General features: G+C 55.8%; 22 protein-coding genes. 9 read left to right on the top strand and 13 right to left on the bottom strand.

Translation table 11 applies throughout. The features are described from left to right. Positions 1-15: 15 nt before the first annotated feature. The 3 genes from tssC to ABU178_RS02225 all read right to left on the bottom strand — a co-directional run bounded on the left by tssC (position 16) and on the right by ABU178_RS02225 (position 3,538). The gene (gene tssC, locus ABU178_RS02235) at positions 16-1,563 is read right to left on the bottom strand and encodes a type VI secretion system contractile sheath large subunit (RefSeq protein WP_397211545.1); all 1,548 of its coding nucleotides are present in this window, start codon (positions 1,561-1,563) and stop codon (positions 16-18) included. Between the two features lie 32 nt (positions 1,564-1,595). Next, positions 1,596-2,093 (bottom strand): type VI secretion system contractile sheath small subunit, encoded by a 498-nt coding sequence (gene tssB / locus ABU178_RS02230; RefSeq protein ID WP_397211543.1) that lies wholly within the window; start codon positions 2,091-2,093, stop codon positions 1,596-1,598. Positions 2,094-2,656: 563 nt separating this feature from the next. Further along, positions 2,657-3,538, bottom strand: coding sequence for a helix-turn-helix domain-containing protein (locus tag ABU178_RS02225; RefSeq protein WP_397211541.1), 882 nt, complete (start codon positions 3,536-3,538; stop codon positions 2,657-2,659). 179 nt (positions 3,539-3,717) lie between these two features. On the opposite strand from ABU178_RS02225, the gene ABU178_RS02220 reads away from it, so the two are divergent. Then, on the top strand, positions 3,718-4,617 hold the full coding sequence (locus ABU178_RS02220) for a DMT family transporter (RefSeq protein WP_397211539.1): 900 nt from the start codon (positions 3,718-3,720) through the stop codon (positions 4,615-4,617). A 39-nt stretch (positions 4,618-4,656) separates the two neighbouring features. On the opposite strand, the gene ABU178_RS02215 is transcribed toward ABU178_RS02220, so the two are convergent. Next, entirely contained in the window at positions 4,657-4,896 is a 240-nt protein-coding gene (locus tag ABU178_RS02215) for a hypothetical protein (RefSeq protein WP_397211537.1), read from the bottom strand. Between the two features lie 268 nt (positions 4,897-5,164). Between ABU178_RS02215 and ABU178_RS02210 the strand changes: the two genes are divergently transcribed. Continuing rightward, positions 5,165-6,385, top strand: a complete 1,221-nt coding sequence (locus ABU178_RS02210; protein WP_397211535.1) for an MFS transporter — start codon at positions 5,165-5,167, stop codon at positions 6,383-6,385. Between the two features lie 38 nt (positions 6,386-6,423). Here ABU178_RS02210 and ABU178_RS02205 read toward each other — a convergent pair whose 3' ends face one another. Beyond that, on the bottom strand, positions 6,424-7,305 hold the full coding sequence (locus tag ABU178_RS02205; protein ID WP_397211583.1) for an SMP-30/gluconolactonase/LRE family protein: 882 nt from the start codon (positions 7,303-7,305) through the stop codon (positions 6,424-6,426). A gap of 267 nt (positions 7,306-7,572) precedes the next feature. Between ABU178_RS02205 and ABU178_RS02200 the strand changes: the two genes are divergently transcribed. Next, positions 7,573-7,719 carry a hypothetical protein gene (locus ABU178_RS02200; protein ID WP_397211533.1) on the top strand — a complete coding sequence of 49 codons (147 nt, stop codon included), beginning with the start codon at positions 7,573-7,575 and terminating at the stop codon, positions 7,717-7,719. Between the two features lie 65 nt (positions 7,720-7,784). Here ABU178_RS02200 and ABU178_RS02195 read toward each other — a convergent pair whose 3' ends face one another. The 4 genes from ABU178_RS02195 to ABU178_RS02180 form a co-directional block, all read right to left on the bottom strand. Next, positions 7,785-8,066, bottom strand: a complete 282-nt coding sequence (locus tag ABU178_RS02195) for a hypothetical protein (protein WP_397211531.1) — start codon at positions 8,064-8,066, stop codon at positions 7,785-7,787. A gap of 252 nt (positions 8,067-8,318) precedes the next feature. After that, positions 8,319-9,116 (bottom strand): hypothetical protein, encoded by a 798-nt coding sequence (locus ABU178_RS02190; RefSeq protein WP_397211529.1) that lies wholly within the window; start codon positions 9,114-9,116, stop codon positions 8,319-8,321. Positions 9,117-9,126: 10 nt separating this feature from the next. Then, complete coding sequence (locus tag ABU178_RS02185; protein WP_397211527.1) at positions 9,127-9,579, bottom strand: universal stress protein; 453 nt, start codon at positions 9,577-9,579, stop codon at positions 9,127-9,129. A 6-nt stretch (positions 9,580-9,585) separates the two neighbouring features. Beyond that, on the bottom strand, positions 9,586-10,371 hold the full coding sequence (locus ABU178_RS02180; RefSeq protein WP_397211525.1) for an IclR family transcriptional regulator: 786 nt from the start codon (positions 10,369-10,371) through the stop codon (positions 9,586-9,588). 151 nt (positions 10,372-10,522) lie between these two features. Here ABU178_RS02180 and ABU178_RS02175 point away from each other — a divergent pair, with 151 nt between their 5' ends. The 3 genes from ABU178_RS02175 (at position 10,523) to ypdK (ending at position 13,421) form a co-directional block, all read left to right on the top strand. Beyond that, on the top strand, positions 10,523-12,124 hold the full coding sequence (locus ABU178_RS02175; RefSeq protein WP_397211523.1) for an MFS transporter: 1,602 nt from the start codon (positions 10,523-10,525) through the stop codon (positions 12,122-12,124). 7 nt (positions 12,125-12,131) lie between these two features. Further along, positions 12,132-13,160 carry an HlyD family secretion protein gene (locus tag ABU178_RS02170; RefSeq protein ID WP_397211521.1) on the top strand — a complete coding sequence of 343 codons (1,029 nt, stop codon included), beginning with the start codon at positions 12,132-12,134 and terminating at the stop codon, positions 13,158-13,160. 189 nt (positions 13,161-13,349) lie between these two features. Next, positions 13,350-13,421, top strand: a complete 72-nt coding sequence (gene ypdK, locus ABU178_RS02165; RefSeq protein ID WP_397211581.1) for a membrane protein YpdK — start codon at positions 13,350-13,352, stop codon at positions 13,419-13,421. A gap of 35 nt (positions 13,422-13,456) precedes the next feature. Here the strand turns inward: ypdK and alaC are convergent, their stop codons facing one another. Together alaC and ABU178_RS02155 are read right to left on the bottom strand one after the other, a co-directional pair. Further along, positions 13,457-14,692 carry an alanine transaminase gene (gene alaC / locus ABU178_RS02160; RefSeq protein WP_397211519.1) on the bottom strand — a complete coding sequence of 412 codons (1,236 nt, stop codon included), beginning with the start codon at positions 14,690-14,692 and terminating at the stop codon, positions 13,457-13,459. Between the two features lie 118 nt (positions 14,693-14,810). Continuing rightward, complete coding sequence (locus ABU178_RS02155; RefSeq protein ID WP_397211517.1) at positions 14,811-15,335, bottom strand: GNAT family N-acetyltransferase; 525 nt, start codon at positions 15,333-15,335, stop codon at positions 14,811-14,813. A gap of 289 nt (positions 15,336-15,624) precedes the next feature. Here ABU178_RS02155 and ABU178_RS02150 point away from each other — a divergent pair, with 289 nt between their 5' ends. Next, positions 15,625-17,307, top strand: a complete 1,683-nt coding sequence (locus ABU178_RS02150) for an ECF transporter S component (RefSeq protein WP_397211579.1) — start codon at positions 15,625-15,627, stop codon at positions 17,305-17,307. A gap of 14 nt (positions 17,308-17,321) precedes the next feature. Beyond that, on the top strand, positions 17,322-18,050 hold the full coding sequence (locus ABU178_RS02145; RefSeq protein ID WP_397211515.1) for a LytR/AlgR family response regulator transcription factor: 729 nt from the start codon (positions 17,322-17,324) through the stop codon (positions 18,048-18,050). Between the two features lie 36 nt (positions 18,051-18,086). Here ABU178_RS02145 and glk read toward each other — a convergent pair whose 3' ends face one another. Then, positions 18,087-19,052, bottom strand: coding sequence for a glucokinase (gene glk, locus ABU178_RS02140; protein ID WP_397211513.1), 966 nt, complete (start codon positions 19,050-19,052; stop codon positions 18,087-18,089). 166 nt (positions 19,053-19,218) lie between these two features. Then, positions 19,219-20,871: a thiamine pyrophosphate-binding protein gene (locus ABU178_RS02135; protein ID WP_397211511.1), complete on the bottom strand. Its 1,653-nt coding sequence runs from the start codon at positions 20,869-20,871 to the stop codon at positions 19,219-19,221. A gap of 213 nt (positions 20,872-21,084) precedes the next feature. Here ABU178_RS02135 and mgrA point away from each other — a divergent pair, with 213 nt between their 5' ends. Then, a complete protein-coding gene (gene mgrA / locus ABU178_RS02130) occupies positions 21,085-22,074 on the top strand; it encodes an L-glyceraldehyde 3-phosphate reductase (RefSeq protein ID WP_397211509.1) in 990 nt (329 codons plus the stop codon). Positions 22,075-22,109: the final 35 nt, after the last annotated feature.

Here is a 22,109-nt window from a genome sequence, read left to right as displayed (position 1 = left end):
GCTTCCTGCTTTATTTTATGATTTCGCCTTCGGCATCCGGGAAACCAGCGACAGGTTGACGTCCATGCCTTCCACCTGAAAATGCGGGACAGCGTAGAGCTTCACGCGGAAGAAGCCCGGGTTGTCTTCAATATCGTCCACCACCACTTTCGCATCGCGCAGCGGGTGTGACGCCTGCAACTCGTCGCCCGGATCGGTCATTTCCGTCACCAGGCCGCGAACCCAGGTATTCAGTTCCAGCTCCAGCAGGCGGCGGTCCTTGGTGGTGCCAATGTTTTCGCGCTGAATCAGCTTCAGGTAATGGGCGATACGGGAGAGCAGGAAGATATAGGGCAGACGCGCATTGATGCGGCTGTTGGCGGTGGCATCAGCCGTATCATACAGCGCCGGTTTCTGCGTGGAATTTGCCGAGAAAAAGCAGGCATAGTCGCGGTTTTTGTAGTACGACAGCGGAATAAAGCCGAGATTGGCGAACTCAAACTCGCGGGTTTCCGGGATCATTACCTCCGACGGAATTTTTACCTGATTACCGGTGCCGAGGTCATACAGATGAATCGGCAAATCCTGCACCGCCCCACCAGCCTGCGGTCCGCGGATTTGTACGCACCAGCCGTTGTTGATAAAGCTGCGTATCATGTTCGCAGCGAAAGCAAACGACGCATTGGTCCACAGATATTTCGCGTGGTCCGGGCCTCTTACTTCTTCAACATAGTTGAAACTGCGCACCGGCACGGTATCCGGGCCATAAGGCAAACGACCAAGCACGCGTGGCATCACCAGTCCGATATAGCGGCTATCATCCGTTTCGCGGAAACTCTTCCATTTGATGTACTCGGCGCGATCAAAGTAGGTGCCGATATCTTTAATGGCGGCAACCTCTTCCATCGACTCCTTGAGGAAAAACTTTTCCCCTGCAGAGCCGATAAACGGCATATGGGCGGCAGCGGAAACTTTGGAGATATTACGCAGCAATGCTACATCCTGCGCAGAGGCATCAAACTCGTAAGCAGAAATCAGCGCGGCAATCGGCTCTCCGCCCGGGCTGTCATACTCGGCTGTGTAGGTGTGTTGGTATAACCCGCTCTGAATAATTTCCGGCGCGTCTTCAAAATCATGACGCAAATCCTCTTTTGACAGGTCAAGCAGCTCGATTTTGACGTTCTGGCGGAAGTCGGTTTTATCGACCAACGACTTAACACCCCGCCATAACGCCTCAACCTGTTGAAATTTTTCATGATGCATCACCGCATCCAGCTGACGGCTAATCTGGTAATCAAGCTCCGCGATATGGTGATCAATCAGCGTCTTGTCCAGCTTTTCGACTTTCGAACCCGATTTTCGCAGGCACTCCAGAAAGACCTGCATACCGGCGGTCAAACGCTCATCAGCCGTGGCATCCGACATCGCCTGATTATCTTGCCAGATATCCAGCGCGCTCAGCTCAGTGACCGGGCTCAGGTTGATTTTCTCAAACAGAGAGGCATAGACGCTGCCCGCTTGCGCTCGTTCCAGTACGATACTTTCAGCGCCAGCGGCGTATTCATTTTTTACAGACATCAGCATTCCTTAATTAATCCGTTAAAATAACGCTGTTCTCAGGCCTGTTTCGCTGCCAGAGTAGCCAGCTCACTGCGCAGTTCTGCGCTGAGCGTTGGGTCAAGCAGGATTTTTTCCAGCTCTTTACGGAAGATACCGTTGTCCAACAGGTTCGCCTTCAGATCGCGAAGCAGATTACGCATGGCAAGCATGGCTTTCAGCTGAGGGATCTGGCGGGCTACCTGCTCCGGTTCGAAATCTTTTATTTCATGGAAGGAAAGGCTGACGTTCTCTTCGCTGCCGTCACCTGCCAGAGTGTTTGCAACGGAAAGATTTATGGAAGGAGAAAATGCGCGCAGCACGCTGTTGAAGTTGATTTTATTGATGCTGACAGGTTCACGCTCAGAGAGCGGACGATGCTCAGCGCCGTTACTGTAATCGCCCAATATCATCAGTTTGAGGGGCAATTCGATTTTTTTCTGCGCGCCGCCTGTATGCACACTTAATTGAATGTTTACGCGGGCTTTGGGGATCTCGGACTGATAGGAATTAGACATGACTGTCCCTTTTCTATGGAATAATAGAAATGGTCAATGCCAGTGAGAAATTAATTAAGAAAGGCTTCCCCTGCCAGAACAATTTTCCTGTTCACGTTATACGACGTAAATCAAAACACTGAGGTCACAAGCGAGCACATTCCATTCACCAGCAGGCTGACGCTGTATTTTAGGTATTTATCAAAAATTTAAAACTTCGGATTTCAACCTGTGGGCGGGAGTGTAAAAACAGCATCGATGTCATTGGAAATGAAAATTTGTAATAAATTATTACCAGAAAACCCTTAACAAAATCGGATCATAATATTGATTTATAAGAAATTTCCTTAGGAAGCCGTTGTACACCTTGTGAAATAAAGGTCTAAGCTAAGCGAGAATTCAATTGCGGCTTAAAATTGCACAAAGTATCACCAATTGTAAAAATATTGGGTTTAAATTATTTTTCTAAAAATGAGAGATGACGTATGTGAGAGAAAGTCATCGCTTTATTATGAACACCAAACAGAAGCAGTTATTTTATATAATTTTTTCATTATAAAAATAAATATAAATATTACAGGAAACTAACGCGAAGCCGCATACGCTTTACGATGTGCAGACGGCGCAATACCGTAAACCTGGCGAAATCGGTTACTGAAGTGGCTGGACGAATGGAAACCGCAGGCGAGCGCGATATCAGTCAGGGGTAGCGCCGAGTGATGCAACAACTGTTCCGCTCGCGCCATACGACGGCGCATCACATATTGATGCGGCGCTTCGCCGGTTGAATGGCGAAACATTCTCGCGAAGTGAAACTCGCTCAGCGCAGCCTCCGCCGCCAGCTGGGCCAGCGTCAGCGGCCGATCCAGATGCGCCTCGATATAATTTTTCAAACGACGCAGCACCGCTGGCGACAATCCGCCACGCACGCCCGGCGCGCGCCACCGCACTTCGCTGTAATGTTGCAGCAGATGCGTTATTAACAACGTCGAGGCGCTGCTCAGCGTCAGATGATTAGCCGGTTGCTGCCAGTCGCAGCTCAGCAAAAAAGCACGATAAAGCTGAGTGATACGATCGTCACCAGAAAAAATTTTTTCGTGCAGATTGAGCTGCGCCGGGCTGCGATCCCAGATCTGCTCCGCCAGCTGGCGCAGATGCGCCTCAGTGCAGTAAAGATGCGTAAAGGCCAGATCGGCGCGAATATCCCAGACGGATTCTTTTCCGGCTGGCATCAGGCAAAAGCGATCGGGTCCGCCGCCGTTGCGCCAGCCATGCGCCGTTTTGTGCCAGGTATCATAGCCCTCGGCGGTATAAAGGCTCAGCGTATGGTGATTGCTGAGATTGGTCACGCGATCGCCGCTGTTGAACCATGCCGCCAGCTGGATACCAGAGCTTAACCGTACGCTGTCGCACAGGCGGGCCTTATGGCGTTGCAGGATGGCGAAGGTTTCGTAAGTCGGCGTCATAAACATCAGCGGTTTAAAAAAGAGATCGCCAGTCTACGGCGCAACCGGGAGCGGCACCAGTGCGGCGAAGCGCGGGCATCAACAAAAGCGCAAGAATTTGCAACTATTGCGCAGGTTGCTGCAAGCGTCGCCGCACGCTCTGCCGCACACTTCACCCATTTCTGGCGTGGAGAACAATGATGAACCTGATGTTATATCTTGCGGTAGTGCTGATTTGGGGAACAACCTGGTTGGCGATTTTTATTCAGCAGCAGGCGGCAGTGACGGCAGTTACCGTTGCGGTATTCTGGCGCTTTCTGATCGCATCGCTGGTGATGCTGGCGGCGCTGCGCCTCTCCGGACGGCTGAAAACCCTGAACCGGAAAGACCATCTCTTTTGTATGCTGCAGGGTTGCTGCGTGTTTGGCTTTAACTTCGTCTGTTTTTATTATGCGGCGGCGTGGATCAGCAGCGGGCTGGAATCGGTCATCTTTTCGATGGCGGTGATTTATAACGCGCTCAATAGCTGGCTATTTTTCCGCCAGCGCCCCTCCCCACGTTTACTGCCCGCCGCCCTGCTCGGCCTCGGCGGCATCGTGGCGCTGTTCTGGCAGGATATCGCTGCCACGCGGCAGGCGCCGGAAATTCTGTGGGGCGTCGGCCTCAGCGCGCTCGGTACGCTCGGTTTTTCCTTTGGCAATATGATTGCCACAAGACATCAACGCCAGCAGTGCGATCTGTTGACCACTAACAGCTACGCCATGCTGTACGGCGCGCTGGTCATGGCGCTGCTGTCGCTGCTGGCGGGAGAAAAGCTTGCTCCGGCGTGGAATCTGACCTGGCTGGGCGCCGTCAGCTATCTGGCGCTGTTTGGCTCTGTGCTGGGCTTTGGCGCTTACTTTACGTTAGTGAGGCGGATTGGGGCCAGCCAGGCAGCTTACAGTACGCTGCTCTTTCCGTTGGTGGCGCTGACGCTCTCCACACTGTATGAAGGCTACGTATGGCACGCCAATGCGCTAATTGGTTTGATGATGATTCTGGCAGGAAATTTGGTGATGTTTGCGCGCCTGCCCGGCATCCGCCGGACGACCACGGCCTGATGAGGGTGGGCGAGCTTTCTGCCCGCCCGTTATCAGGACTTAACCCCAGCGCCGGGCGCTGTTATTCAGTTGATGCGGCTGATTGATCGCTTTCCTGGCGATCCAGTAAAGCAGTACACGTTCATCGTCGCGATCCCGATCGGCCATCGATAGCAGCTTGAGGGAGAGCGTCGATTTGTTCACGGGCTGATGCTCGTCGCTCAACTCAATAACAGCCTGACCGATGATGCAGCGGACCTCATCCTCGTTTGAAAGGGATTCATATGCTCGGTCTTTCATATTTCCTCCTGTTGTCTGGCTTTTAAGCCTGGCAAAAAATCTGTCAGGCTGCTCTCTCCTTTTGCCTGCGACATACTTATTTACCGAAGCTTTGCATTGTTCATCTATTTTCGTCCTTTGACACAGCTTCCGCCTGCAAACGCATTCATGCCTTTTTCAAGGCATTTCATGCCGCGCCGGATGCTGTTCATGCCGGAATTTTCTCCTGAAATAGTTGCCCGGTTTATCATCTCTCCAGTTTCCGGATTCCCACGCGGGAGAGAAAATCATGAACCAGTTAATGCAGCACTCTTATCAGCGTACGCGCTGGCTAACCCTCTTTGGCACCATCCTGACGCAGTTCGCATTGGGTTCGGTTTATACCTGGAGTTTGTTCAACGGCCAGCTTTCACACAAGCTGGATGCGCCAATTAGCCAGGTCGCCTTCTCATTTGGTTTGCTAAGTCTTGGCCTGGCGGTGGCGTCGTCGCTGGCGGGCAAATTGCAGGAGCGTTTTGGCGTGCGCAACGTCACCATTGGCGCGGGGATAATGATGGCGCTGGGCTTCTGGCTCACTTCTCATGCCGATAACCTGATGACGCTCTGGCTAAGCGCGGGCGTGCTGGTCGGGCTGGCCGACGGCGCGGGCTATTTGATGACTCTCTCCAACTGCGTCAAATGGTTTCCCGAACGCAAAGGGGTCATCTCCGCCTGCGCTATTGGCGCTTACGGTCTTGGCAGCCTCGGCTTTAAGTTCATCTGCGGCTGGCTGTTGTCGACGCAAGGTTTAGAAAATACCTTCATTATTTGGGGCGTGTTGGCGATGGCATTGATTATTGCCGGTGCGCTGCTGATGCGCGAAGCGCCGTTACAGAACGGCAGCGCAAGCAGTACGCTTCAGGCGCGTGATTATACGCTGGCGCAATCGATACGTATGCCGCAGTACTGGATGCTGGCGCTGATGTTTCTTACCGCCTGCATGAGCGGCCTTTATGTCATTGGCGTGGCAAAAGATATTGGCGAAGGGCTGGTGCATCTCAGCACGCAAACCGCTGCCAATGCCGTCACGGTGATTGCCATTGCAAACCTGAGCGGACGACTGGTGCTGGGCGTGCTCTCCGATAAAATGGCGCGTATCCGGGTTATCTCACTGGCGCAGATTGTTTCGCTGGCGGGGATGAGCATCCTGCTTTTCACCCGGATGAATGAAACCACCTTTTTCCTGTCGCTGGCCTGCGTTGCGTTCAGCTTCGGCGGCACCATCACCGTCTACCCTTCATTGGTCAGTGATTTCTTTGGCCTGAATAATCTGACAAAGAACTATGGCGTGCTCTATCTCGGCTTCGGCATCGGCAGCGTGCTGGGCTCGCTGGTGGCGTCGCTGTTTGGCGGTTTTACCGTGACCTTCAGCCTGATCATGACGCTGCTGGCCATCTCCCTGTTCCTGTCGCTGACGATTCGGTTGCCGCAGCGACGTGCTGAGCCGGAGCAGGTGCTACAAGGCAGTTAAACAAAACAAAGCCGTGTCATCACGACACGGCTTTAGCTTTATCCTCGCTCGATAAATCGCGGCTCCGGCACGCCAGCCACCTCAACCTCAACGGCGAAAATATCTCCCGACTGCGGATAACGCGCCAGCTCTTCTGCGCTGCGATCCTCACGCGAGCTGGTGATATAAAGCGTTTTCAGATCTTTACCGCCAAAGGCGACCATTGTCGGCCAGCGCACCGGTAATGCAATCTCGTCCACGATTTCCGCGCTGTGGGGATCGATGCGCACTACTCGTCCGCCGTCGAACTGGGCCGACCAGTAAAAACCTTCGCTGTCCACTGCCGCGCCGTCCGGCAATCCGCCTTTTGCATCGAAACGACGAAAAAGTTCGCGTTCGCCGGGTTCGCCAGCAGGGTTTAACGGATAACGCCAGAGCACCTTATTGGGCGTATCGCTGTGGTACATCCAGCGCCGATCGGGTGAAAAGGCCACGCCGTTGGAGATTTTGATATCGCGCGCCATGACCTTGATATTGAGATCGCTGTCGACGCGGCAAAGCAGAGCACCATCTTTATCCTGCGGCTCCCACAGGCTGCCGCACCAGAAATTGCCCCAGGGATCGACGCGACCGTCGTTGAAGCGGCTTTTGCTGGCGATGCCGGGGTTATCCGCGATCTTGCGTTCCGGCTTGCCCTGCGCATCCAGCAGCCAGACCCCGCCGCGCAGCGCGGCAATCACCCCCCCTTGCGCGCGCAGCCCGATACAGCCCACCTCTTCCGCTTGCGGAAAGGTCTGTAATTCGCCGCTCTGCGGATCAAAACGATGAATAGCAGGCGCCAGAATATCCACGCACCATAATACCTGCTCTTCCACTGACCAGAGCGGGCATTCCCCCAGCTCCGCCTGCAGCGATAAAACGTTTACTACTTTACGTGTCATCATGCTCTCTCCCTTTTTCACAGATGACATTAATGTAGCGGGTAATAGCGCCGTGACCAGCCTTTCTTTTTACTTGCTTTTCAGAGGATTCTCTCTACTATTTATTTGCTTTCAGCTCATTCCGATTGGTTTTGTTATATCTGCCTGTTGCCCTCGGGGTAAAAGAAATATTCTGTAATGCTTATATAAACAACTCTACATTCGCTGCATCTTCGCTTCACTTTTCCGGCGTAACGTTATACCCAACGGAAAAGAGGAGAGCTTTCTATGAAAAAGCTGATTAAAGTCGCATCGGTAGTTGCCATTATGAGCATGCTGAGCGGATGTATTATCGATCATGGTCACGGCGGGGGCTGGGGACATGGACACGGCTGGGGACATGGGCACGGCTACGGCCATCATCGCGGCGGATAACACCCGGGCAAAGATTACACACAGCAATTTATAAAAAAGAAAGGGCGGGATATTACCCGCCCTGTTTAACTTTTAATCGCATAATTACACTGGAACCAGGCCTTCTTTAAACCGGGAATATGGCTATCCTGCGCCGGTAAGGCTTCTACTTTATCAAATCCACGTTCACTGCAATATTGCGCTAAGTCTGTTAGCATCGCATCTTTATTTAAATTATGCGGATCGTAGCGGTATTGCACTGTATGTGAACTGGCATCTTCATCTACCCGTTCAAATCCACCCGGCTTGCTGGCGCTACAGCCTGCCAGCAGTAAAAGCGCCAACGCGCTGACTATCTTTTTATTCATCGTAATATCCTCATATCGCCGCGCAGTATATTCAGAGGCGTTCGCCCAGGCTATAGGAATGGGGCGCGATTTTAATTTCTAAAGTAAGATTTTGCCAATCGTATCAATTTATTTAAGCGGCTGGAGCTATCAGCCGAAAAGTGGGATGATCTTTCTATCAAGAACGACCCTGCACCACACCAGGTAATTGAGATAAAAAGAAGTAAATATAAAGACCTTTATGCCCGCGCTGAGCGGGCTTTTTTTCGTCTCTTAACCGGAAAGCGTCATCATTTTACGCAGCAGATTGGCGGCCTGTTTGTCAGGCAATGCAAGAATAGCGCTGTAGAGATCGATTGACATAGCGCACATGGCGTCGCGGTCCACCGCCGCATCGGCAGGCATATTAAGCTGCTTCAATTTATCGCCCCATTTAGCATAAAGCGGCGCGATCAGCTGCTGCAGGTTACGGCGTGCTTCCGTCATGTCGACCTTCCGCTCCGCGCCGCTACTGTCGAGCAGCAATTTTTCCATCGCGTCGGCATCCTGCTGATTCAGCTGCGGAGAAAGCGCTTCAGCCAGATTGACTCCCCCGCTTACATGAGGAAAAAGAAAGCGAAAACAACGTCGCGGATCCTGACGCTGCAGCGCCCGCATCTCTTGCACCGAGGTGGCGACATAATTAATGACGCTGGCGTCATCGGCGCGCGCCAGGCGCTGATTCACCACATCGGCAAGCAGGCCGCGCAGCTCGCCCAGCGCAACAGGCAGCTTTTTACCTTCCCGCAGTTTATGCGCCAGCTCCTGCTGAAGCAGCTGCCAGAGCGCGGGTTCCTGAGTTTTCAATACGCGATAGCCCGGCATTTCCGTCAGGCTTTTTTCCGCCTGCGCGGCGAAGGCAGCCCGTTGCTGTTTCGGCTGTAGCCAGCTAAACCAGAGCAGATTCGCCAGCAGCAGCGGCAACAGCAGCAAAATCACGCCTTGCCAGAGACGCAGACGCGTGGTGCGCACCAGCAGCATAATAATCAACGCCAGCAGCAAAAAGGCCACAAGCGTAAGCATCAGAATCATGACGGAACCATCACTCCTTGCGCACGTCAATCAGCACCGGACAGTGGGCGCGTTCAATCACTGCCGCGCTCACGGAGCCTTTCAGCAGACGATTAAAAGCGGAAAGATGACGTCGTCCCATGATGATCATGCTGGCGTTTAGCTGCTGCGACTGCGCCACGATAGTTTCCGCCGCATCGCCTGCCAGAATAATGCCGCGCGCATCAATACCGGCGCGCAGCAGCGGCGCCAGCGCATGACGCACCACCATTTCCGCCGTGTTCTGCTCATCCTGCGCCACGGTGAAATCCACCGGATCTTCTCCGGCATCAATCTCAATGGGCTGATTGCAGGAGGAGTAAGCGGGATCCACGCAGCAGAGCACCACCACGCTGGCTTTATGCGCCTGCGCTTCTTCGATGGTCAGAGCGATCACTTTTTCCGCGACCGGCGTATTATCCACGGCGATCAGTAGCGTTTTCATCACAGGTTATCCTTCTGGAGCGGCGATTTTGCCGATTTCGCGCGTCAGTGCCTCTTTACACTTCAGCATTTCCTCACGATAACGCGCTTCATTTTTGTGGAAACGTGCCGAAGGCACCAGCAGCGAGATGGAGAAACGGCCAAACAGCGTGTCGAGCGCTACTGCCATGGTCGATACCCCTTCCAGCGTTTCGCCCCGATCGTAAGAGATGCCGGTCTGGCGCACCTCGGCTATCAGATTCAGCAGTTCAGGCAGGGTTTTTACCGTGTTTTCCGTCAGCTCGCGATACGCCTCACCAACCATCACGCGTACATCCTCATCGCTCTCCAGCGCCAGTAAAGCCCGACCGCCGGAGGTGCTGTAGAGCGGTAAGTTAAGCCCGATACGGGGCACCACGCGCAGTTCACGCGAAGCGACAAGATAATGGATGATGGCGAGCTGTGTGCCGCTGGCGCGCGCCAGCGACACGGTTTCATTCGTGGCACTACAGAGCGCTTCCAGCCAGGGACGGGCAATCTCCACCACGTCGCTGTGTACGGCGGAGATCAGTTTCAGCAGAGCCGGTCCCAGGCGCAGCCCGCCAGCGCCAGCGCTGCGCACCAGCTGCGCGCTGTCCAGCGCCGCGATAATGCGCTGCACCGTAGAGCGGGGAAGATCCACCGTCTGTGCAATTTCGCCCAGGCTCATGCCGCCGGGATGTTCTCCCAACGCATTAAGTATTTTCGCCGCACGGGCAATCACCTGGATGCCACCCGTTTTTTCATCATCGCGGCAGGATGAGGATTCAGCCATAACGCATTCCTTTGTGTGCTGCCTTACTGTAGCGCGAAATGCGCCGCTTTCACAGTCTGTACCACATTGCAATACAGCATATCAGGATGTAAGATACGCTCCTGTATCACATTGCAATACACTGCATCATAAAATAATGAGAACTGCTGCTATGACCGTTCAGCCTGCCGCCGCGCCGGCGCCTCATCCTTTTACGCTTCGCCTGGCGCTGGGTTTGCTGGGCGTGCTGATCGCGGCGCTGACATCGGGATTAAACGATCGCGTTACTGACATTGCGCTGGCCGATATTCGCGCCGCGATTGGCGTCAGCTACGATCGGGGCAGCTGGATTATCTCCGCTTACCAGGCGGCGGAAGTTGCTGCCATGATGATTGCGCCCTGGTTCGCCGTGACCTTTTCTCTGCGTCGCTTTGCCATTGCGGTATCGCTCGGCTTTATGTTTTCCGGCATTCTGCTGCCGCTGCTGCATTCGCCAACCCTGTTTATTGCGCTGCGCGTATTGCAGGGCCTGTTTGGCGGCGCGCTGCCACCGCTGCTGATGACCGTTGCCCTGCGCTTTCTGCCGCCGCCGATCAAGCTGTTTGGCCTCAGCGCCTATGCCCTGACCGCCACCTTTGGGCCGAATATGGCGGCCTCGCTGGCCGCGTTCTGGACCGATGAGGTGAGCTGGCGCTTTGTGTTCTGGCAGGTGGTGCCACTGATGGCAATCGCCATGGCCCTGATTGGCTGGGGTCTGCCGCAGGATCCGCTGCGCCTCGAACGCTTTAAGCAGATCGATCTGTTTGGCATGCTGACCGGCTGTAGCGGCATTGCTTTGCTGATTCTGGCGCTGACACAGGGCGAACGTCTGGACTGGCTGGCCTCGCCGCTGTTCCTTGCCATGCTGCTGGCCGCGCTGGCGCTGCTGGTGGTTTTTCTGATTAACGAGTGGTTTCACCCGCTGCCGCTGTTCAAACTGCAAATGCTGGAGCGGCGCAATCTGACCCACGGCCTGCTGGCGCTGGCGGGGGTGCTGATCCTTTCTCTCTCCGGCTCCGCCCTGCCCTCGGCATATTTTGGTCAGGTCGAGGGGTTTCGCACTCTGCAATTCGCCCCGCTGGCGCTGGCGATCGGCCTGCCGCAGCTGCTGATAGCGCCGATGATAGCGGCGCTGCTGAATATTCGCCGAATCGACTGTCGCTGGATGCTGACCTGCGGCGTGGCGCTACTGGTTACCTCTTGCCTGCTCGGTTCACACATTACCAGCGACTGGGCGCGTGAGAATTTCTGGCTGATCCAGGCATTGCAGGCGTTTGGTCAGCCAATGGTGATTCTGCCGGTGTTGATGAGCGCCACCAGCGTCGTGGCGCCGCCAGAAGGCCCATTCGCCTCGGCGATGTTTAACACCGTGCGCGGCTTCTCCAGCGTGGCGGCCTCCACCCTGGTGGAGTGGTTCCTCAGCTATCGCGAACAGTTTCACTCCAACGTGCTGGTGAATAACGCCGCCAGCCGCCCGTGGCTGATGACTGCGCAGTCGGCCAGCGAGGCGAACAGCAGCCATCCGCTGCTGAGCGACGGCAGCGTCAGCGCCAGCGAAAACCTGAGCGGTTTCGCCACGCTGCTGAAACATCAGGCGACCGTGCTGAGCATCAGCGACACCTGGCTGATGCTGATCGGTTTCGCTGCCGTAATGTTGCTGTTAACCGCCTGGCTGCCGAAACGCGTCTGGCCGCCGCAAACCCTGATTCAATCTGTTACGCCCACTACGAGATAATAAGATTATGCGTGCTTTAATGATGAGAAAAACCGTGCTGCTGAGCGTTCTGCTGCTGGTTTTGCTGGCGATGGCTTTCTTCGTCTGGTCTGCGATGACCGGCAACGATCACCGTACGGACGATGCTTACGTTAATGCGGATTACACTTTGGTCGCCCCGAAAGTGTCGGGCTACGTGGCCAGCGTCAAGGTGGAGGATAACCAGCGTGTTAAGGCGGGCGACGTGCTGGCGACGCTGGACGATCGCGACTATCGCGTGGCGCTGGAGACTGCTGAGGCCAATTTACAGGTCAGCGAGGCGAAGCTGGTCAGCAGCCAGGCGCAGCTGGAGCAGCAGCAGTCGGTGATTGACGAGGCGAAAGCCACACTCGCGGCCAGCCAGGCCTCCGCGCAATATGCCGGTCAGAGCGCTGGCCGCTATGACCGTCTTTACAAGAGCGGCACGGTCGCCGCTGACGATCAGCAAAAAGCCAGCTCTACCCTGCGCTCTGCTGCCGCGCAGGTGCGTCAGAATCAGGCCGCCCTCGCCTCGTCGCAAAAAGAGATTGGGGTGTTACAAGCTGCGGTGCGTCAGGCGGAAGCGGATGTGGCGGCGGCCAAAGCCAGCGTCGATCAGGCGCGGCTCAATCTTTCCTACACGCATATTATCGCGCCGGTAGATGGCATGGTAGGTCAACGCTCGGTGCGTCTTGGCGCTTATGTCTCGGCGGGCACGCGTCTGCTGGCGGTAGTGCCGCTCCAGCAGACTTACATCACCGCGAACTATCTGGAAACCCAGTTGGCGGATGTGCGTCAGGGCCAGCGCGTCACGGTAAAAGTGGATGCCCTGCCCGGCAAGACTTTCACCGGCCATGTGGACAGCATCGCGCCAGCCACGGGTGCGACCTTTTCCGCTATTTCGCCTGATAACGCAACGGGCAACTACACCAAGGTGGTGCAGCGTTTGCCGGTAAAAATCATTCTGGATGCGCACCAGGCCGATCTGGCGCAGTTGCGTGTGGGTATGTCAGTAATCCCGGACATTGATGTGCAGTAAAATGAGAGAATGCACTAAGAGCAGACCTATTTATTTCACCCTCGATTACGCGTAAATTAGCACGCGATCCTGTTCTGAGTTCCTCAGAACGTCCTGAGCAGAAAGGGTGCGGCGCACCTTTTCTCTTATCTGTTCGCGTTGCGCTGGCCTGGGATCGCCATCGTCGTAACCGCTCAGAGGAGTTAACTGGTGAAATACGCCTTGATGGGAGTTTCTTTCTTCCTGTTGATCTGGCTCGGCACCTTTGTGCTGATGCTGTAATGCCGCAGGGGCGACGCCTGGTCGCCCCGTTAGTATCAGGCTTGCTCTTCCATATTTTTAACTGTTCCCGGCAGGATACCGTCGGCGCGGAACATCGCTTTAATGCCTCTTACCGCCTGTCGAATACGATCGCTGTTCTCAATCAGCGCGAAACGGACATGGGTGTCGCCATAGTCACCAAAGCCGATTCCCGGCGAAACGCAGACCTTCGCCTCCTGCAAAAGATGTTTAGCAAACTCCAGCGATCCCAGATGCGCGTAGTGGTCAGGAATTTTCGCCCAGACGTACATCGATGCCTTGGGCGTCTCCACCATCCAGCCCGCCTCATGCAGCCCTTTCACCAGCACATCGCGACGGCGTCTGTACTGCTCCGCGATATCGCGCACGCACTGCTGATCCCCTTCCAGCGCGGCGATGGCCGCCACCTGCAGCGGCGTAAAGGTGCCGTAATCGTGATAGCTTTTGATGCGCGCCAGCGCCGAGACCAGCTCTTTGTTGCCGACCATAAAACCGATGCGCCAGCCCGCCATGTTGTAGCTTTTCGACAGGGTGAAAAATTCCACCGCCACATCGCGCGCGCCCGGCACCTGCATAATTGATGGCGCTTTCCAGCCGTCATAGACGATATCGGCGTAGGCCAGATCGTGGATCACCAGCACGTTATACTGTTTCGCCAGCGCGATAACGCGCTCGAAAAAGTCCAGCTCCACGCACTGCGCCGTGGGGTTCGACGGGAAGCCGAGGATCATCATCTTCGGCTTGGGATAGCTTTCGCGAATCGCGCGCTCCAGCTCGTTAAAAAAGTCGACGCCCGCTACCAGCGGCACCGAGCGCACCTGGGCACCGGCAATCACCGCGCCGTAGATATGAATCGGATAGCTGGGATTCGGCACCAGCACGGTGTCGCCGTGATCCAGCGTGGCCAGCATCAGATGCGCCAGCCCCTCTTTCGAGCCGATAGTGACAATCGCTTCCGATTCCGCATCGATTTCCACCTGATAGCGATCGGCGTACCAGCGAGAAATCGCACGACGCAGGCGCGGGATCCCTTTTGAGGTGGAATAACCGTGCGTATCATCGCGCTGAGCGACCTGGCACAGCTTCTCAACAATGTGCGGCGGGGTAGCGCCGTCAGGATTCCCCATTGAAAAGTCGATGATATCTTCGCCGCGCCGACGCGCAGCCATCTTCAGTTCAGCGGTAATGTTAAAAACATAGGGGGGAAGGCGATCGATACGGGAAAAACGACGGGGTGTGCTGTTATCAGCCATAGCATCCTCTGGAGTACGTAAGCGCCCGGACCGTCCGAGCGACGTGGGTCACTGCTGTGACCGAAACATGAACATAACGTGGCGATAACAATCTTGTCGAGAGGCGGAGAAAATTTTTTTATTTTTTCGGATTCAGACGACCAAACATCCAATCGTTTACCCACTGACCGTTCAGCAGATAATTATCCCGCATGGTTCCTTCCAGCTGAAAACCATTTTTTTCCAGGATTCGCCGCGACGGCCAGTTACCCTCCACCACCAACGCCTTCAGCTTATGAAAATCGGCGTCGAGCAGAAATGCGCAGAGCGCCTCCAGCGCTTCGCTGCCGTAGCCCTGCCCGCAGTACTCATTCAGCAACATGTAACCCACTTCTGCCTGACGATAAGGCTGCCACTCGGCGGTACAGCCGAACAACCCTATCGCTTCGCCGCCGTCACGCAGACGCGCCACCAGACAGAGCATATGAAAACTGGTGACCTGCCAGGGCGCAAGGCGTCCGTTAAAGCGCTGGCGCAGATCTTCTTCATCCGGGATCTCGCTGACCCAGGTCATGCTGGTTCTGTCCTGATGCACGCGCTTAAACAACAGCCAGTCTTCCGGCTGAAGCTTGCTGATGATTAACCGCTCTGTTTTCAACTGCATATGACACCTCTGTCGGGCAGGAAGGCGGCCTGCAAGCGCTATACAGACCAAACCAGAACTCCGCAAAATAACAAACCCAATGCTGTGCAACCAGTGATATTGCGTGGGAAAGCGTGATCCCCTTTTTATAACCGGCATTTGCTATTTTCAGCGCCGGTGGGCGATAAAATTGATCTAAAGCCGCTTTCGTGTCTTCTGTGTGCCGCGCCGCTGGCGGATCGCGATCACATTTTTTATCATAGGCGTAACGCCTTCCCGACAAGAGAACTTTGTGCAATCCCATTTCAACATGCTGCTGGCGGTGTTTGACCGTGCCGCGCTGATGCTTATCTGCCTGTTCTTCCTGACCCGCACGCGTCCGTTTCGCCAGTTGCTGCAAAAAGATGAACATTCGGTGCAGGAGAAGCTGGTAGTGACCGCCATTTTTTCCCTGTTCGCCCTGTTCAGCACCTGGTCCGCAATCAACGTTGAGGGTTCTCTGCTCAACGTGCGCGTGATTGCCGTGATGGCGGGCGGTATTTTATTCGGCCCCTGGGTGGGCATTGCCACCGGCGTTATCGCCGGAGTGCACCGTTTTCTCATTGATATTCACGGCGTCACTTCGGTGCCCTGCCTGTTTACCAGCATCATTGCGGGCATGGTCGCCGGTGCGATTAATCGCCGCGTCAGTAAAGAGAAACGCTGGCGCGTCGGCATTGTGGGCGGCATGTTGTGCGAGTCGCTGACCATGCTGCTGATTGTGCTTTGGGCGCGACCGATGGCGCTTGGGCTGGAGATCGTTTCTGAGATCGCCCTGCCGATGATTCTCGGCGCCTCCAGCATCGGCCTGATTGTGCTGCTGGTGCAGAGCGTGGAGGGTGAAAAAGAGGCGATAGCGGCGCGCCAGGCCAAGCTGGCGCTGGAAATCGCCAACAAAACTCTGCCGCTGTTTCGTCAGGTAAACAGCGATTCGCTGCGTAAAGTGTGCGACATCATTCGCAGCGATATCCATGCCGATGCGGTGGCGATCACCAACAAAAATCAGATCCTCGCTTACGTGGGTTATGGCGAGCATAACTACCAGAACGGCGACGACGGCATCAGCCCCACCACCGCCCTGTCGATTTCAAGCGGAAAAATTATCATAAAAAATAACGACGAGGCGCACCGCACCCGGGATATCCACTCGATGATCGTGATTCCGCTGTGGGAGAAAGGAGAGGTGACCGGCACGCTGAAAATTTACTACCGGCGCGCCCATCGCATTACCGGATCGCTGAAGGAGATGGCGATCGGTCTGTCGCAGATCATCTCCACGCAGCTTGAAGTCTCGCGCGCAGAGCAGCTCAGGGAGATGGCGAACAAAGCGGAACTGCGGGCGCTGCAAAGCAAAATCAATCCTCATTTTCTGTTTAACGCGCTGAACGCCATCTCCTCCTCGATTCGTCTCAACCCCGATACTGCCCGCCAGCTGGTGATTAACCTGTCACGCTACCTGCGCTATAACCTGGAGCTGAACGATGACGAGCCTATCGACATCAAAAAAGAGCTGTGGCAGGTGAAAGATTACATCGCCATTGAGCAGGCGCGCTTTGGCGATAAGCTGTCAATGATCTATGACATCGACGAGGATTTGCACTTTACCCTCCCCAGCTTGCTGATCCAGCCACTGGTGGAGAATGCCATCGTACATGGCATTCAGCCCTGCCGGGGCAAAGGCGTGGTGACGTTAAGCGTGAAGGATCTTGGCGATCGGGTGCGTATTGCGGTGCGTGATACTGGCCAGGGGATCAGCGAGGATGTAATGGCGCGCGTGGCATGCAACGAAATGCCAGGCAATAAAATCGGCCTGCTGAATGTGCATCATCGGGTAAAACTGCTGTATGGTCACGGGCTGGAGATTACCCGCCATCAGCCCGGCACGGAAATCGCCTTTACCCTGACGAAAAACGGTCAGCGACTCACGGAGCAGCAGCGCTTACCAGCAATATAATCGGGGAACGCGTTTTGAAAGCCATTATCGTTGAAGATGAGTTTCTTGCTCAGCAGGAGCTGAGCTGGATGATTCAACAGCACAGCCAGATTCAGATCGAGGCGTGTTTTGATGACGGACTTGAGGTGCTGAAGTATCTGCAAAATCACCAGGTCGACGTGATATTTCTCGATATCAATATCCCCTCGCTGGATGGCATGTTGCTGGCACAGAACATCAGCAAGTTCGCCCATAAGCCCTTTATCGTGTTTATTACCGCCTGGAAAGAGCACGCGGTTGAGGCGTTTGAGCTGGAAGCGTTCGACTACATTCTCAAGCCTTACCATGAGGCGCGCATCGTCACCATGCTCAACAAGCTGGAAACGAGCTGGCAACAGCCGCAGCCGGGCAGCAGCATGCAGAGCCGCAGCGCGCCGCAGACCATTAATCTAACGAAAGATGAGCGCATCATTGTCACCGACATCAACGATATCTACTACATTGAAGCCCATGAAAAGCTGACGTTTGTTTATACGCGACGGGAAGCTTATGTGATGTCGATGGCGATTAGCGAATTTTGCAGCCGTTTACCGGAGGCGAACTTTTTTCGCTGCCACCGCTCTTACTGCGTCAATCTCAGCAAGATCCGCGAAATTGAGCCCTGGTTCAACAACACCTACATTCTTAAACTGCGCGATATGGATTTTCAGGTGCCGGTCAGCCGCAGCAAGGTTAAGGAGTTTCGTCAGCTGATGCGCCTGTGAAGCGAACGGCGCGCAGGCCGTTCGCAGAGGGGAAAATCAGAGAATACGGCCCAGCGTCTGACGCAGATGGGCACCAGCGCCCAGCAGGCCAGGCTGGTCATGGGTAATCATGTAGACCGGAATATCCACCAGATAATCGCGAAAGCGGCCTTTATCTTCAAAGGCGGCGCGGAAACCGGACGCCTTAAAGAAGTCCAGGAAGCGCGGCACGATACCGCCAGCAATATAGACGCCGCCAAAGGTGCCGAGATTCAGCGCCAGGTTGCCACCAAAACGACCCATAATGACGCAGAACAGCGACAGGGCGCGGCGGCAGTCGATGCAGCTGTCCGCCAACGCGCGCTCGGAAACATCTTTCGGCTTCAGGTTCTCCGGCACACGACTGTCCGATTTCACAATGGCGCGGTAGAGATTCACCAGACCAGCGCCGGAAAGCACGCGCTCGGCCGATACGTGACCCATCTCTGCGCGCAGCACTTCCAGAATCTGATCTTCCTCTTCGCTGTTCGGCGCGAAATCGACGTGCCCGCCTTCGCCCGGCAGGCTGACCCAGCGTTTATCCACATGCACCAGATGGCTGACGCCGAGGCCGGTACCGGCGCCATAAATCGCGATCGGCTTGTCTTTGATCGGCTCTTTGCCCCCAAACTGGATCATATCGCTCTCCGCCAGCATGGGGATCGCCATGGAAACGGCGGTGAAATCGTTGATGATTTCCAGATGCTCAAAGCCCAGATTGGCCTTTAACTGACGGGTGGAAAAGGCCCAGTCATGGTTGGTCATCTCAACCCAATCTTCGGTTATCGGACAGGCAATAGCGATACAGCCGTCCTTGATATCCTGTTTTGCTTCTTCCAGATAGCGGCGGATGACGGCTTCGAGGCCGTCGTATTCTGATGTTGAGAATGTTTTGGCCTGGGAGATGTTGCCGTTTTCCACCTCACACAGGGCGAGACGGGCATTGGTGCCGCCCACATCGCCGACCAAGGCATATTTTGTCATTCTTCTGCTGCTCCGCTTGGGGTCTTAAAGAGTTGGAGGACACTATAAAATCCTGCCAATAAAACAACAACGCTCACCGGTACGAAAGGTGAGCGTATCAGCTAAAATGCGAGGCATAACCTTAACCCTGATGCTGCCCTTCTGCCCAGCGGCAACTTTCCGAATCTCATCCGCCGTTACGCTGATGCAAGGCTGTAGCGACCTTTTCCAGCAGCGGCGGCAGATCTTCCTGCGGCATCACCACTTCAATAAGCGAAAGCCGACGGGTTTGGGCGACCACCTTCATCACTTCTTCCAGCTGTATCGTCTCGGTTACGCGCCAGCTCTGCGCTGGCGAGTGCAGGCTAAAGGCCTGCGGCAGCGCGGTCCAGTTCCACTGCGCGATATCATTGTAACGTTGTGTTGCGCCGTGAATGGCGCGCTCTACGCTATAACCCGCATTATTCAGAAGAAAAATGATTGGGTGCAAATCGTCGCGCATCATGGAACCCAGCTCCTGAATGGTCAGCTGGGCCGAGCCGTCGCCAATGATCAGGATAACGCGCCGCGTCGGATTGGCGGTTTGCGCACCAAAAGCTGCGGGAAGAGTATAGCCGATGGATCCCCACAGCGGCTGTACCAGAAGCTGCGCCTGCGCGGGCAGTCGCAGCGCCGCGGCACCAAAGGCTGCCGTGCCCTGATCGGCCAGAATCACATCGCCGGGCCGCAGAAAATCCTGCATCGCCTGCCAGAACGACTGTTGTGCGAGCGGCGCCGCTGCGTCGCTTTTGCGTTCCGCCCTGACCGGTGCGGCTTCCTGCCACTGCTCGCCATAACGCTGAAAAAGCAGGTCGAGAACCCCGAGGGCATCCGCCATGGTGAGCGGAGAAAACAGTTTGCCTGCGACCACAGCCCGATCGGGCTGAAGATCGATAAGCCGCTGGGCGTCAAACTGCTGGGTAAAACCCACGGTAATGGTATCGATGAAGCGCACGCCAACGCTTATCGTCGCCTCTGCCTGCTCAATCGCCGCGCGCGCCGCCTCTTCGCTGCCTTGACCGGCATAGGTACCCACATAGCCCGGCTGCTGCTCGTCCAGCACGCCCTTGCCCATCAGCAGAGTGGCACAGGGGATGGCGCGTCGCTGACGCAGCGCCTGTAGCGCAGGCTGCAATCGCCAGCGGTCAGCAAGAAAATCGGCCAGCAGCGATACGCGCCGGACATCCTGCAACAGCTTCTCTGCCGCCACTCTGAAGCCTTCCCGCGCCTGGTCAGATGAGCGTAACTCCCGCACCAGCGGCCGGGAAGGCGCCGGGATTCTCGCCTGCGCCACATCCACTGCCAGCAGCAGGTAGCCCGGTCGGCGCTGCTGCAACGCGCTTTCAATCACCCGATCAATCGCCTCCGCGCTGTTTTCCACCGTCAGCACCGCCTGCGCCACGCTTACCTCCTGCGAGATGCGCAGAAAATGTTGAAAATCGCCGTCGCCCAGCGAGTGATGCACACAGTCGCCCCGCTGCTGCGCTCGGGAATCGGGCGCGCCAACAATGTGAATCACCGGCACATATTCCGCATAGCTGCCGGCGATACCGTTCAACGCGCTCAGCTCGCCCACGCCAAAGGTGGTTAGCAGCGCCGCCGCGCCGCGACAGCGGCCATAGCCATCTGCGGCATAGGCGGCATTAAGTTCATTGGCGCAGCCCACCCACTGGATAGCGGGATGGCTGATAACGTTGTCGAGAAAGTGCAGATTGTAATCGCCGGGAACGCCGAACAGATGCTTCACGCCAATCTCGTCCAGACGCGCAAGCAGGTACTCACCAACCGTCAGGGTTTTCATCCGCCTCTCCTTTTTCGCAGGCATAGTTGCAGTATCGAAGATTCCGTCGCCTCGTCGACCTTTGCCGTGCCAGCGCAACCGCTGCCGCTGGCAAGCAATCGTTACGTGCCCGGAAAAATCCGCAAGTTGCGATCTGCCGCGCGTTGCCGCTGTGTGTAAACGTATACACTGCTATGATCTCGGCTTGCTTTCCCCTTTGAACAGGAACGCTGTATGACCTTTTTTCCGCATTCCGAACGTTACCAGCAGATGGAATATCGCCGCAGCGGACGCAGCGGCCTGAAGCTTCCCGCCATTTCGCTGGGGCTGTGGCATAACTTTGGCGACAGCACGCGCGTGGATAACAGCCGCGAACTGCTGCGTCACGCTTTTGATAAGGGCATCACCCATTTCGATTTGGCGAACAACTACGGACCGCCGCCCGGCTCGGCGGAGGAGAATTTTGGTCGCATTATGCGGGAGGATTTCCGTGGCTTGCGCGACGAGCTGATTATCTCCACTAAGGCGGGCTACACCATGTGGCAAGGCCCGTATGGCGACTGGGGCTCACGCAAATATTTGATTGCCAGCCTCGACCAGAGCCTGAAGCGCATGGGGCTGGAGTACGTGGATATTTTCTATCACCACCGCCCCGATCCCGATACGCCACTGGAAGAGACCATGCGCGCGCTGGATCAGGTGGTGCGCCAGGGGAAAGCGCTTTATGCCGCGATCTCTAACTACCCGGCCGAGCGGGCGGCAGAGGCGATAGCCATTCTGCGCGATCTCGGCACCCCCTGCCTGATCCATCAGCCGCGCTACTCGCTGTTTGAACGCACGCCGGAAATGGGGCTGCTGGACACGCTGGGAGAGAATGGCGTTGGCTGTATCGCCTTTTCGCCGCTGGCTGGCGGCGTGCTGACTGACCGTTATCTGCAGGGCATTCCGGAAGATTCCCGCGCCGCCAGCGGCAGCAAATTTTTGCAGCAGGAACAGTTGACCGACGAGAAGATGAATAAGGTGCGCAAACTCAACGCCATTGCGCAGCAGCGCGGGCAGAAGCTGGCACAAATGGCGCTCGCCTGGGTATTACGCGATCCGCGCGTTACCTCGGTGCTGATCGGCGCCAGTAAAACCGCGCAAATTAATGATGCGGTGCAGATGCTCACACAACGCGCCTTCTCCCCCGACGAGCTGGCCACCATTGAGGCTGCGTTGATGTAAACGCTTACCCGCCTTTACAAGAGGCGGGAACGTTA

It is taken from the genome of Pantoea osteomyelitidis, assembly GCF_044342975.1.
GTDB lineage: Bacteria > Pseudomonadota > Gammaproteobacteria > Enterobacterales > Enterobacteriaceae > Pantoea > Pantoea osteomyelitidis.
Note: the sequence above shows the minus strand (reverse complement) of the source record. Positions and strands in the feature narration are given on the sequence as shown.